9 protein-coding genes are annotated in these 12389 nt (G+C 71.7%); 4 read left to right on the forward strand and 5 right to left on the reverse strand.

Features of this window, described 5'->3' with window-relative positions; translation table 11 throughout:
• Window positions 1–111: 111 nt before the first annotated feature.
• Window positions 112–891, reverse strand: a complete 780-nt coding sequence (locus ACZ56L_RS30370; RefSeq protein WP_471067626.1) for an ANTAR domain-containing protein — start codon at window positions 889–891, stop codon at window positions 112–114.
• Between the two features lie 158 nt (window positions 892–1049).
• A complete protein-coding gene (locus ACZ56L_RS30375) occupies window positions 1050–2438 on the reverse strand; it encodes a cation:dicarboxylate symporter family transporter (RefSeq protein ID WP_468690341.1) in 1389 nt (462 codons plus the stop codon).
• A gap of 195 nt (window positions 2439–2633) precedes the next feature.
• On the opposite strand from ACZ56L_RS30375, the gene ACZ56L_RS30380 reads away from it, so the two are divergent.
• The gene (locus ACZ56L_RS30380) at window positions 2634–3350 is read left to right on the forward strand and encodes a helix-turn-helix transcriptional regulator (protein WP_468690340.1); all 717 of its coding nucleotides are present in this window, start codon (window positions 2634–2636) and stop codon (window positions 3348–3350) included.
• A gap of 336 nt (window positions 3351–3686) precedes the next feature.
• Here ACZ56L_RS30380 and ACZ56L_RS30385 read toward each other — a convergent pair whose 3' ends face one another.
• Window positions 3687–4712 carry an ATP-dependent 6-phosphofructokinase gene (locus ACZ56L_RS30385; protein WP_345228333.1) on the reverse strand — a complete coding sequence of 342 codons (1026 nt, stop codon included), beginning with the start codon at window positions 4710–4712 and terminating at the stop codon, window positions 3687–3689.
• Window positions 4713–4989: 277 nt separating this feature from the next.
• Here ACZ56L_RS30385 and pta point away from each other — a divergent pair, with 277 nt between their 5' ends.
• The 3 genes from pta to pyk all read left to right on the forward strand — a co-directional run bounded on the left by pta (window position 4990) and on the right by pyk (window position 9992).
• Window positions 4990–7068 (forward strand): phosphate acetyltransferase, encoded by a 2079-nt coding sequence (gene pta, locus ACZ56L_RS30390; protein WP_401755772.1) that lies wholly within the window; start codon window positions 4990–4992, stop codon window positions 7066–7068.
• Between the two features lie 168 nt (window positions 7069–7236).
• The gene (locus ACZ56L_RS30395) at window positions 7237–8457 is read left to right on the forward strand and encodes an acetate kinase (protein ID WP_471067633.1); all 1221 of its coding nucleotides are present in this window, start codon (window positions 7237–7239) and stop codon (window positions 8455–8457) included.
• 101 nt (window positions 8458–8558) lie between these two features.
• A complete protein-coding gene (gene pyk, locus ACZ56L_RS30400) occupies window positions 8559–9992 on the forward strand; it encodes a pyruvate kinase (protein WP_401755778.1) in 1434 nt (477 codons plus the stop codon).
• A gap of 69 nt (window positions 9993–10061) precedes the next feature.
• On the opposite strand, the gene ACZ56L_RS30405 is transcribed toward pyk, so the two are convergent.
• Together ACZ56L_RS30405 and ACZ56L_RS30410 are read right to left on the reverse strand one after the other, a co-directional pair.
• The gene (locus tag ACZ56L_RS30405) at window positions 10062–11612 is read right to left on the reverse strand and encodes a hypothetical protein (RefSeq protein WP_471067637.1); all 1551 of its coding nucleotides are present in this window, start codon (window positions 11610–11612) and stop codon (window positions 10062–10064) included.
• On the reverse strand, window positions 11602–12267 hold the full coding sequence (locus ACZ56L_RS30410; RefSeq protein WP_471067640.1) for a DUF6114 domain-containing protein: 666 nt from the start codon (window positions 12265–12267) through the stop codon (window positions 11602–11604). The genes ACZ56L_RS30405 and ACZ56L_RS30410 overlap by 11 nt, the downstream gene beginning before the upstream one ends.
• Window positions 12268–12389 lie beyond the last annotated feature (122 nt).

Here is a 12389-nt window from a genome sequence, read left to right on the forward strand (position 1 = left end):
GGATGGTCTTGAAGCAAGGTACGCGTGCGGTACCCGAGAAGAATCGGTTACTCATCCAGGTATGGCACTTCCGAGTGAAGCTGAGCTGCGGACATTGACTTTCGGTGCGCCTCAGCTATGTCGGACACCGTACGGCGAGAGCTGGAGCCTGCCCTCGATGACGTCGTGGGCGACCTCGCGCAGCTTGCGCCGACGGGCCCGCGCGTAGGAGCGCATCGGCTGGAAGGCCTCGTCCGGGCGCACCCCCCACCGGGCCGCGAGCATGCCCTTGGCCTGCTCGATGGCCACCCGGCTGGCCAGCGCGCCGCGCAGCTCGTCGGCCGAGCGGGACAACCGGGACAACTGCCGGGTCTGCACCAGGGACAGGACGGCGATGTCCGCCAGCCGCTGGGCCATGTCCAGTTCCTCACGGGCCGGCAGTCCGTCGCGGCCGTAGACCTGCCAGGTGCCGAGCCGTGTTTCCCGGAGCCGCAGGGGGAGCACGGCGACGCGGTCGATGCCGTGCGCCAGGGCGCGGGCGCAGAAGTCGGGCCAGCGGCCGGCGTGCGCCCGCAGATCGAGGTCGAGCAGCGGTTCGTCCCGGCAGGAGCCCTCGGCGCGGGGGCCGTCCTGGCGCCGGGCGGCGACGAGGTCCAGGAGCCCGGAGTCCCCGTCCGGCGCGACGGCGACGAGGTCCACAAGCCCCGAGTCCCCGTCCGGCGCGGCGGCGGCCCGCGGCGCGCCGCCCGCCTCGGCGAGCACGGCGCCCACCGCGGGAACGTGGAGCAGCTCGACGCCCATCCGGCAGAACTCCCGCAGGAAGACGCCCGCTTCGGGCTCCGGGCCCGGACCGGCCCGCATCAGCTCGGCCAGTCGGACGGACGCTTCCAGCCAGCGGTGCTCCCGGTTCATGTCCCTCACCTCGCGACGACGTACTGACGAGGCCGCGCCTCCGGGGGGCGTGTACCCCGAAGGAGGCGCGGCATCGCGTGGTCGCCGGGCGGCCGGGCGCGCGGTGCCGGGCGCGCGCCCTCCCGCTTCCGTCGGTGGCTTCTCGCCGCGCGTCGCCGCTACTTGGTAAGGGACGGAGCGGTGCCGGCGGGGGCCGGCTCCGGCTCCGGGTCCGGGCCGTGGCCGTGCCCGTCGTCCAGCAGGGTCTGCTCGTCGAAGGGCAGCCGGCCGGCGAAGACCTCCGCCACCCGCTCCTTGTCGATCTCCTTGGTCCAGGTCCCGACCAGGACCGTCGCCACCGCGTTCCCCGCGAAGTTCGTCAGCGCCCGCGCCTCGCTCATGAAGCGGTCGATGCCGACGATCAGGCCGACCCCGTCGACCAGTTCGGGCCGGTGGGACTGGAGGCCGCCCGCCAGGGTGGCGAGCCCCGCGCCGGTCACTCCCGCCGCCCCCTTCGAGGCGATGATCATGAAGCCGAGCAGGGCGATCTGCTCCCCGACGGACAGCGGGTCCCCCAGCGCGTTCGCGATGAACAGCGACGCCATGGTGAGGTAGATGGCCGTGCCGTCGAGGTTGAAGGAGTAGCCCGTCGGGACGGTGATGCCGACGACCGGCCTGCTGACCCCCAGGTGTTCCATCTTCGCGATGAGCCGGGGCAGCGCCGTCTCCGAGGACGAGGTGGACAGGATCAGCAGGAACTCCCGGCCCAGGTACCCCAGCAGCCGGAAGATGTTCATCCCGGTGCAGAGCTTCAGGATCGCGCCGAGGACCACGAAGACGAACAGCACGCAGGTGATGTAGAAGGCGATCATGATGGTGGCGAGTGCGGCCAGCGCCTTGCCGCCCGTCTCGCCGACCACCGCAGCGATCGCCCCGAAGGCGCCCACCGGGGCCACCCACATCACCATCGCCAGGATGCGGAAGACGAGCCGCTGGATGTGCCCGATGCCCCGCAGCACCGGTTCGCCCGCCCGCCCCATCGCCTGCAGCGCGAAGCCCACGAGCAGCGCGACGAACAGGGTCTGGAGCACCGAGCCCTCGGTGAACGCCGACACAAGGGTCTTCGGGATGATGCCCAGCAGGAAGTCGGCCGTGCCCTCGTCGCCGCCCGCCGCCTGCTTCGCGCCCTCGCCCTTGTGCGCGTCGATGTCCAGGTCGGTGCCCGGGTGGATCAGGTTGCCGACCAGCAGGCCGATGCCGAGCGCGACCGTCGACATCACCATGAAGTAGCCGAGGGCGAGCCCGCCGACCGCTCCCACCTTGGCGGCCTTGCGCACCGAGCCGATGCCCAGCACGATCGTGCAGAAGATGATCGGCGAGATCAGCATCTTGATCAGGTTCACGAAGCCGGTGCCTATCGGCTTCAGGTCCTTGGCCACACCCGGGGCCAGGAAGCCGACCGTGATGCCGAGGGCGACCGCGACGATCACCGCCAGGTACAGGTAGTGCGACCTGTCCCGCCTCTTGGGCGCGGGCTGCTGCCCCGCTCCGGTCTCCGTTGCGGCCACGGGGCCCTCCTTCGTCCTCACCGGTCTTCGCCCACGTGGAAGTGGGTCCCGGCGACTATGCATCACCTCGCGCGCCGACACACCCTTGCGGTCGTTGAGTTCACAGTTCGACGAATGCGTACACACTGGACGTTCCTACGAGCCGTGACGTTGGCCGAACACACCGTAGCCATTTCCCCCCTTCCCCCATACCGTGTGCGCGTGCACCCCACCCCGCCGTCAGACGTCCCGCCCTCCGAGGCCCCTCCGTTCGACAGCGCGGCCGCCCGGCGGTTGCGTGAGGCCCTCGGGATGCTGCCCGGGCACGTCGCGTACGGGCTGCGCGCGCAGTACGGCATGGACGTGGGGCCGGATCTGGTCACCGCGTGGGAGCGGGGGCTGCGCGCGCCCGACAGCCGTGAAGTGAGCGCCCTGGCCGGGGTGTTGTGGTGCGACCCCGCCGAACTCCTCTATGCCGCCCGGACGTTGCGCGAGCACCGCACCATGCGCGGCGTGGCCGTGCCGGACCTGGCCCGCCGGGTTGGGCTGAGCGTGGACGCGTACCAGCGGATGGAGGAGAGCGGGCGCTGGCGGGGCACCGAGCGGCAGTCCGCCGCGCTCGTCGCCGCGCTCGGCCTCTCCCCCGCCCAGTTCGTCACGGCCGCCGGACGCGACGCGGAGCTGGCGGAGCTGCTGCGCAGCGCGGTCACCACGCGCTGGCAGGCGTACGTCAAACCGCTGGCCAAACTGCTGCCGGTGGACCGCGGCACGATCGAGGCGGCCCTGCCGCGCCTGCACGCCGACTACCAGTCCCGGATGGTGGCGACCCTGGGCTGGGGCGGCGGGGTGGGCGACGCGGGGGACGGCATGGCGGGGCGGGAGTTCCTGGAGGGGATCGTGGGGCACTTCTGGGAGCGGGTCCAGCGGGTCTGACCGGGCCGGGCCGAAGCGGAGGAGCCCGCCGCCGGCGCCGCCGGCGCAGGGGTACGGCTCCGTCGCCGCGACCGCCGCAAGGACCTCGGCCCTCGGCAGCCGGTGCGGACCGGTGGCTTCCGGCCCGTCGGAGGGGGCGGTGCGGCAGGGTCCGCCGGGGCCGTCGGGGGGTGTCTCCCGCACGGCCGCGGGACCCGAATCGGCCGTCGGGCGGGAGCCGCCCGGTGAGGCGGGTGCCGGGGACGCCGCATTCCCCGCGGGCACGCGGCGGCCCCCGCCGTCCACGGAGGAGACGACGGGGGCCGTTGTCGCGCCCGGCGGGCGGCCGGAGCGCGCCTAGAAGACCGACTCGGCCTCGTACATCCGGCTCTCGGGGACCGTCTTCAGCTCGGTGACGCCCTCGGCCAGCGGCACCATCCGGATGCTCGTGCCGCGCAGCGCGGTCATCTTGCCGAACTGCCCGGCGTGCGCCGCCTCCACGGCGTGCCAGCCGAAGCGGGTGGCCAGGACGCGGTCGTACGCGGTGGGCGTGCCGCCGCGCTGGACGTGGCCGAGGATGACCGGCCTGGCCTCCTTGCCGAGGCGGGCCTCCAGCTCGACGGCCAGCCGGGTGCCGATGCCGGTGAAGCGCTCGTGGCCGAACTGGTCGATGACGCCCTTCTCGTACGGCATGGTGCCCTCGGCGGGGCGCGCGCCCTCGGCGACGCAGATGACGGCGAACTTCTTGCCGCGCGCGAACCGCTCCTCGACCATCTTGACCAGCGAGTCGACCTCGAAGGGGCGCTCGGGCAGGCAGATGCCGTGGGCGCCGCCGGCCATGCCGGACTCCAGCGCGATCCAGCCCGCGTGGCGGCCCATGACCTCGACGACCATGACGCGCTGGTGCGACTCGGCGGTGGTCTTCAGACGGTCTATGGCCTCGGTCGCGACGCCGACGGCGGTGTCGAAGCCGAAGGTGCGGTCGGTGCCGTTGATGTCGTTGTCGATCGTCTTGGGAACGCCCACCACGGGCATTCCGGCGTCGGAGAGCATCCGGGCGGCGGTCAGGGTGCCCTCGCCGCCGATCGGGATGAGCGCGTCGATGCCGTACTTCGCGGTGAGCGCGGCGCAGTTCTCGGCGGCCTCGCGCAGCCGGTCGCGCTCCAGGCGGGCCGAGCCGAGGATGGTGCCGCCGCGCGGGAGGATGCCGCTGACCGCGTTGAGGTCCAGGGGACGGTAGTGGCCGTCGAGGAGACCCTTGAAACCGTCCTCGAACCCGATGACCTCGTCGTCGTGTCCGGCGACGGCACGGTGCACGACCGACCGGATCACTGCGTTCAACCCGGGACAGTCGCCGCCTGCGGTGAGAACTCCGATACGCATCGTGCTGTGTCTCCTGCTCTTGGTGGTACTTGTGAGCCAGGTTCCGATTGTTCCACGCCCGGAACAGGCGGCGCGCTTTCGGATACTCCGGTACAAGCGGGACAGGGGGCCTTTGTGCCCGGTTCGCGGGTACTTCTTCCGGCGGGCGCTCTATCCAGCCCCAAAGGTATTGTCAAGGGTGCAAGGCCACCCTAACCGCACAAAATAGGCAAAGTTACCTGTTTACCTGTCGGCAGCGCCGCGGCACCGCCGACCGACGACGAGACGGAGAGCACGCGTGACGCGCAGCGTGTACGTGACCGGCATCGACCGGGGGGACGGCCGCCAGGTCGTCGAGCTGGGAGTCATGGAACTCCTGACCCGCCAGGTGGACCGGGTGGGCGTCTTCCGCCCGCTGGTGCACGACGGCCCCGACCGGCTCTTCGACCTGCTCCGCGCCCGTTACCGGCTGTCCCAGGATCCGGCGACGGTGTACGGCATGGACTACCGCGAGGCGTCCGCGCTGCAGGCCGAGAAGGGCACCGACGAACTGGTCTCCCGGCTCGTGGACCGCTTCCACCGGGTGGCGCGCGGATACGAGGTCGTACTCGTCCTGGGCACGGACTTCGCCGACACCCAGCTCCCCGACGAGCTGGCGCTGAACGCGCGCCTGGCGAACGAGTTCGGGGCCTCGGTGATACCCGTGGTCGGCGGCCGCAAGCAGACCGCGGAGTCGGTGCGGGCCGAGGCGCGCAACGCCCACCGGGCCTACGAGGGCCTGGGCTGCGACGTCCTGGCGCTGGTCGTGAACCGGGTGGCCCCCGTGGACCGCGCCGGCATCGCCGAGCGGCTCAACGACAGCCGCCTGCCGGTGCCCGCGTACGTCCTGCCCGACGAGCCCGCGCTGGCCGCGCCGACGGTCGCGCAGATCACCCAGGCGCTCGGCGGAACGGTTCTGCTGGGCGACGACGCGGGTCTTGCCCGCGACGCCCTGGACTTCGTGTTCGGCGGCGCGATGCTGCCCAACTTCCTCAACGCGCTCACCCCCGGCTGCCTGGTGGTGGCCCCCGGCGACCGCTCCGACCTGGTGGTCGGCTCGCTGGCCGCGCACAGCGCCGGCACCCCGCCGATCGCGGGCGTGCTGCTGACGCTGGGCGAGCGGCCGGGCCCGGAGATCCTGACGCTGGCCTCACGGCTGGCCCCCGGCACCCCGGTCGTCTCCGTCGACGGCGGGTCCTTCCCGACCGCGGGCGAGCTGTTCGCGCTGGAGGGCAAGCTGAACGCGGCGACCCCGCGCAAGGCGGAGACCGCGCTCGGCCTCTTCGAGCGGCACGTCGACACCGCCGAGCTGCTGGCCCGGGTCTCGGTGGCCCGCAGCGGCCGGGTCACCCCGATGATGTTCGAGCACGAGCTGCTCGAACAGGCCCGCGCCGACCGCCGCCGGGTGGTCCTGCCCGAGGGCACCGAGGAGCGCGTGCTGCGCGCCGCGGACGTCCTGCTGCGCCGGGACGTGTGCGACCTGACGCTGCTCGGCGACGTGGACGTGATCCGCAAGAAGGCCGCCGACCTGGGCATCGACCTGGCCGCCACCCAGCTCATCGACCCCGCCGCCTCCGAGCTCCGGCAGACCTTCGCCGAGCGGTACGCCGAGCTGCGCGCCCACAAGGGCGTCACCGTGGAGCTCGCGTACGACGTGGTCGCGGACGTGAACTACTTCGGCACGCTGATGGTCCAGGAGGGCCTGGCCGACGGCATGGTGTCCGGCTCGGTCCACTCCACGGCCGCCACCATCCGTCCGGCCTTCGAGATCATCAAGACCAAGCCGGACGCGAAGATCGTTTCCTCGGTCTTCTTCATGTGCCTCGCGGACAAGGTCCTGGTGTACGGGGACTGCGCCGTGAACCCGGACCCGAACGCGGTCCAGCTCGCCGACATCGCGATCCAGTCGGCGGGGACCGCCGCCCAGTTCGGCGTCGAGCCGCGCATGGCGATGCTGTCGTACTCCACCGGCACCTCGGGCGCGGGCGCGGACGTGGACAAGGTCCGCGAGGCGACGGAGCTGGTCCGCTCCTCGCGGCCGGACCTCAAGGTCGAGGGCCCGATCCAGTACGACGCGGCCGTCGAGCCCTCGGTCGCCGCGACCAAGCTCCCGGGCTCCGAGGTCGCGGGCCAGGCGAGCGTGCTGATCTTCCCGGACCTGAACACCGGCAACAACACCTACAAGGCGGTCCAGCGCTCGGCGGGCGCGGTCGCGGTCGGCCCGGTCCTCCAGGGCCTGCGCAAGCCGGTCAACGACCTCTCGCGCGGGGCCCTGGTCCAGGACATCGTCAACACGGTCGCCATCACCGCCGTCCAGGCCCAGGGGGAACCCTCCTAGCCCCGGGGCCCGATCCCCCTCGGGCGGCGGGGCCGCCCCCGGGAACGGGACGGGCGGACAAGGGGGCGGCCCGCCCGCTCGCCCCGCCCGCCCCGCACCCCGAAGCACCGCCGAGCCGCCCCGTACCGCCGAACTCCCTACTCGTACCCGTACAAGAAGGCACCCTCCGTGACCCCCAGCACCCCCACCCGCATCCTGGTCCTCAACTCCGGTTCCTCCTCCGTCAAGTACCAGCTCCTCGACATGCGCGACCGGTCCCGCCTCGCCGTCGGCCTCGTCGAGAAGATCGGCGAGGACACCTCCGCCCTGGCCCACACCCCCCTCCTCGGCGAGCGGGCCGGCCGCAAGCGCACCCAGGAGACCCGGTTCGCCGACCACGACGAAGCGCTCCAGGCCGTCGCCCTGGAGCTCGCCGCCGACGGCATGGGCCTGGACTCGCCCGAGCTCGCCGCGATCGGCCACCGCGTGGTCCACGGCGGCCTGAAGTTCTCCGCCCCCACCGTGATCACCGACGAGGTCATGACGGAGATCGAGCGCCTGGTCCCGGTCGCCCCGCTGCACAACCCCGCCAACATCACCGGCATCAGGACCGCCATGTCCCTGCGCCCCGACCTCCCCCAGGTCGCGGTCTTCGACACGGCCTTCCACACCACGATGCCGGAGTACGCGGCCCGGTACGCGATCGACGTCGAGACCGCCGACGCCCACCGCATCCGCCGCTACGGCTTCCACGGCACCTCGCACGCGTACGTCTCCCGCAAGACGGCGGCCCTGCTCGGCAAGGAGCCGTCCGAGGTCAACGTGATCGTCCTGCACCTCGGCAACGGAGCCTCCGCCTCCGCCGTCGCGGGCGGCCGCTGCGTGGACACCTCGATGGGCCTCACCCCGCTCGAAGGCCTCGTCATGGGCACCCGTTCCGGCGACCTCGACCCGGCGGTGATCTTCCACCTGGAGCGGGTGGCCGGAATGTCGACGGACGAAATCGACACGCTCCTCAACAAGAAGAGCGGGCTCGTCGGACTCTGCGGCGACAACGACATGCGGGAAATCCGCCGTCGTGTCGACGCGGGCGACAAGCAGGCCGAACTCGCCTTCGAGATCTACATCCACCGGCTGAAGAAGTACATCGGCGCGTACTGCGCCGTGCTCGGCAAGGTGGACGCGGTGGCCTTCACCGCGGGCGTCGGCGAGAACGCCGCTCCCGTGCGGGCGGCGGCCGTCGCGGGGCTGGAGGAGCTGGGCCTGGCGGTCGACGCGGACCTCAATTCCGTACGATCCGACGAACCGCGGCTGATTTCGCCGGAATACGCCCGGGTCGCCGTGGCCGTTGTACCGACCGACGAAGAACTGGAAATCGCGACCCAGGTGTACGACCTGGTCAGTGAGTAATCCGGAGCCGACAAGACAGCCCGTCTGAGCGCACCCGCGCCCATTTGTACATTCCACCAGACGGAATATTCCGCAGCGAAACAAACCGATAGGATCGTCTTATGCGCCGTTCCAAAATCGTCTGCACCCTTGGCCCCGCCGTCGACTCGCACGAGCAGCTCGTCGCTCTGATCGAAGCCGGCATGAGCGTGGCCCGATTCAACTTCAGCCACGGCACCCACGAGGAGCACCAGGGCCGGTACGACCGGGTCCGCAAGGCCGCCGCCGAGACCGGCCGCGCGGTGGGCGTGCTCGCCGACCTCCAGGGTCCGAAGATCCGGCTGGCGAAGTTCGCCGAAGGCCCCGTCGAGCTGGTGCGCGGTGACGAGTTCACCATCACCGCCGAGGACGTGCCGGGCGACAAGTCCATCTGCGGCACCACGTACAAGGGGCTGCCGGGCGACGTCCAGAAGGGCGACCCGATCCTCATCAACGACGGCAACGTCGAGCTGAAGGTCGTGTCGGTCGACGGCCCGCGGGTGAAGACGATCGTCATCGAGGGCGGCGTCATCTCCGACCACAAGGGCATCAACCTGCCCGGCGCGGCGGTCAACGTCCCGGCCCTGTCCGAGAAGGACGTGGAGGACCTCCGCTTCGCGCTGCGCATGGGCTGCGACCTGGTCGCGCTGTCCTTCGTCCGCGACGCCGACGACGTCAAGGACGTGCACAAGGTGATGGACGAGGAGGGCCGCCGGGTCCCCGTCATCGCCAAGGTGGAGAAGCCGCAGGCCGTGGAGCACATGGAGGGCGTCGTCGCGGCGTTCGACGGTGTGATGGTGGCGCGTGGCGACCTGGCCGTCGAGTACCCCCTCGAAAAGGTCCCGATGGTGCAGAAGCGCCTGGTGGAGCTGTGCCGCCGCAATGCCAAGCCGGTGATCGTCGCGACCCAGATGATGGAGTCGATGATCACCAACTCCCGCCCGACCCGCGCCGAGGCGTCCGACGTCGCCAACGCCATCCTGGACGGCGCGGACGCGGTCATGCTCTCCGCCGAGTCCTCGGTCGGCGCGTACCCGATCGAGACCGTCAAGACGATGTCGAAGATCGTCGTCGCCGCCGAGGAGGAACTCCTCTCCAAGGGCCTCCAGCCCCTGGTCCCCGGCAAGAAGCCGCGCACCCAGGGCGGTTCGGTCGCCCGCGCGGCCGCCGAGATCGCGGACTTCCTGGACGGCAAGGCGCTGGTCGCCTTCACCCAGTCCGGCGACACGGCCCGCCGCCTCTCGCGCTACCGCGCGGCCCAGCCGATCCTGGCCTTCACCACCGACGAGGGCACCCGCAACCAGCTCGCGCTGAGCTGGGGCGTCGAGTCCTTCGTCGTTCCGCACGTGGACAACACGGACGCGATGGTCGACCTGGTCGACGCCGAGCTGCTGAAGCTCCAGCGCTACAACAACGGCGACACCATGATCATCACCGCCGGTTCGCCCCCCGGCATCCCCGGCACGACGAACATGGTCCGGGTCCACCACCTGGGCGGCGAAGAGGGCGCTGCCTGAGCCGCACCGCGCAGGCGGGGGCGGGCCCGGGGTTCCCTGTGAACCCCGGGCCCGCCCCTTTCGCCGCCCTCAGCCGGCGGCGTTGCCCGTGCCCGGGCCGGTGTAGTAGTTGTGCAGGCCGGGGACGGTCAGGGTGCCGCCGAACTGGCCGGCCTGGGTGACCCTGACCTTGGTGAACATCGCGATCGGGACGTTCAGCGGGGGCGGGGTCCGCGGGCTGAAGGTCACCGGGATGAGGCCGAAGAGGTTGCCCTTCAGCTCCTCCGTGTACATCGTGACCGTGCCCTGGCGGAGGGTCGAGGTGGAGCCCTTGCGGGCCATGACGTGGCCGGTGGTGCCGTTCGGGCCGACCGTCGTCTGGTGCAGGTCCTTGATGTCCGTTTCCTTGGCGGTGAACTTCAGGACCTTCTTGATCTTGCCGCTGGCGGTGCGCACCTCGACGACGCCCGCGTAGTCCAGGCCGCGCAGGGTCAGCATGGAGGTCTCCAGGACCCAGGGGTCGTCGGGGAGGGCCGGGATGCCCGGTTCCAGCTCGGCGTCGGCCAGGGCGTCCGGGTCGGCGGTCGGGCAGGGGAAGGGGATCAGGCCGTCTTCGTTCGGGACGAGGTCGGGCTTGCCGTCGCCGTCCTTGTCGAAGTCCTCGACCTCGATGCCCAGCTTCTCGGCGGCCGCCCTGATGGCCTTCGCGGTCTTGGCGGCGGTCGCTTCGGCCTTCTCCTCGGCGTCCTCGGCGGCCTTGTCGAGCTTCGCCTTCTCGGCCCGTTCCGCCTTGTCGGCCTTCGCCTTCTCGGCCTGCTCGGCGTCCTTGGCGTCCTTGGCGTCCTTGGTCTGTTCGGTCTCCTCGGCGGCCTTCTCGGCCCCGGATTCCTTGGTGTCCTTGGTGTCCCCGGCGTCGTCCTTCGGGGTCGGCCTGCCGGCCTTCCCGTCGGGCTCGGCGTTCTTGGCCGCGTCGGCGGCCGGGGCGTCCTTCTTCGCCGGGTCGGCGGCCGGAGGAGCGGGCTGCTCCTCCTTCTTCTTGCCGCCCAGGCCCTCGAAGAAGTCCTTGATGGCCGGGCCCACCCCGAGCGGGTCGAGGGGGTTCTTGGTCTCCGCCCCGGCGGGGGCCCCGGGGGCCTTCGCCTTCTCCGCGCCGCCCGCGGGCTGCTCCGCCGGGGGCTTCGCCGCGTCCGGAGCGGGGGTCTTGCCGGGCTTCGCCGTGCCGGGAACCGGGGTCCTGCCGGGCTTCGCGGCGTCGGGGCCGGCCTTGTCGGGGTTGACCTTGTCGGGCTCAGCCTTGTCGGGCTTGGCCTTGTCGGGGTCACCCTTGGCCGCGTCGTCCTTGCCCTTGGCCGCGTCCTTCTCCGCGTCCTTCTCGGCGTCCTTGCCCGCCGCGTCCGGCTGCGTCACGCACGGGCCGGGGGCGAACGGGTTGCCCGGCTCCTCGGCCGCCACCGCCAGCTTCGGCGTCAGCCCCATCCCGACGAACACCGCCGTGGGCATCGCCGCGAGGGCGAGCGCCTTGCCGGCCGGCATGTGGAACTTGGTCAGCAGCGACTTCTTGGGGGCCGCGTGACGCGGCCCGCTTCTGCCGCGGGACTGCGCTCCCCCGCCCGCGGTCGTCCGGGCCTCGTCACCCCGCACTGTTCCTCCTGCCATCGGCGTCGGTCGTGGTCGTGTCCGGCCCCGGCCCCGGGGACTTCATGAGGTTCGCCCTGGGCTGCGCCGTCTGCGCCGACTGCTCCGCCTGCTGCGGCGGCACCTGCGTCAGGGCCATCGTCTGCTCGGCGGGCGTCTCGGGACCGGCCGGCGGGCCCGCGTACGCACCGCCGGGGGCGTGGGCGGAAGCGGGGGCCCCCTCGGGCGGAGCCGGAACGCCCGCCCCCTTCGCCGGGGACCACGCGATCGACAGCGCACCGCCGAGCAGCGCCAGCAGGAAGCCGACGAGGAAGCCGCCGATGTTCGACACCGGTATGGAGACCAGGGCCAGCAGGATCGCGGCCACACCCGCGAAGATCCGCACGATGGAGTGGAACCACATCGTGAGGCCCAGCGTGACCAGCAGCACGCCGATGATCAGCGAGCCCGCGCCCGCCGTCGTCGCCATGGTGAGCGTGAGCGCGCCCATCTTGAGGTCGTTGTACGGGAAATACATGATCGGGATGCCACCGAGGATGGTGAAGAGTCCCGCCCAGAACGGCCGGGCGCCCCGCCAGGCGCGGAATCGCAGCCGCCAGTAGTGGACATCGCGGCTCTCGCCATCGCGGCTCCCGCTCGGAACCGAGGTCTCGGCGCTCATGAAAACAGCTCCCTGGAACCGGTGTTGCTGTGCAGAAGAGGAGAGAGGGAACGGGCGGAGCACCCCGCGCGCGCCCGACGACCGGTCAGCCCGGCGGCCGAGTACGGCAGTTGTTCAGCGCC

The organism is Streptomyces sp. NPDC039736 (assembly GCF_055596485.1).

Coding starts and splice junctions, on each gene's coding strand:
- pyk (WP_401755778.1), top strand. CDS start 8,559: ATGCGCCGTTCCAAAATCGTCTGCACCCTTGGCCCCGCCGTCGACTCG.
- ACZ56L_RS30385 (WP_345228333.1), bottom strand. CDS start 4,712: ATGCGTATCGGAGTTCTCACCGCAGGCGGCGACTGTCCCGGGTTGAAC.
- ACZ56L_RS30410 (WP_471067640.1), bottom strand. CDS start 12,267: ATGAGCGCCGAGACCTCGGTTCCGAGCGGGAGCCGCGATGGCGAGAGC.
- ACZ56L_RS30370 (WP_471067626.1), bottom strand. CDS start 891: ATGAACCGGGAGCACCGCTGGCTGGAAGCGTCCGTCCGACTGGCCGAG.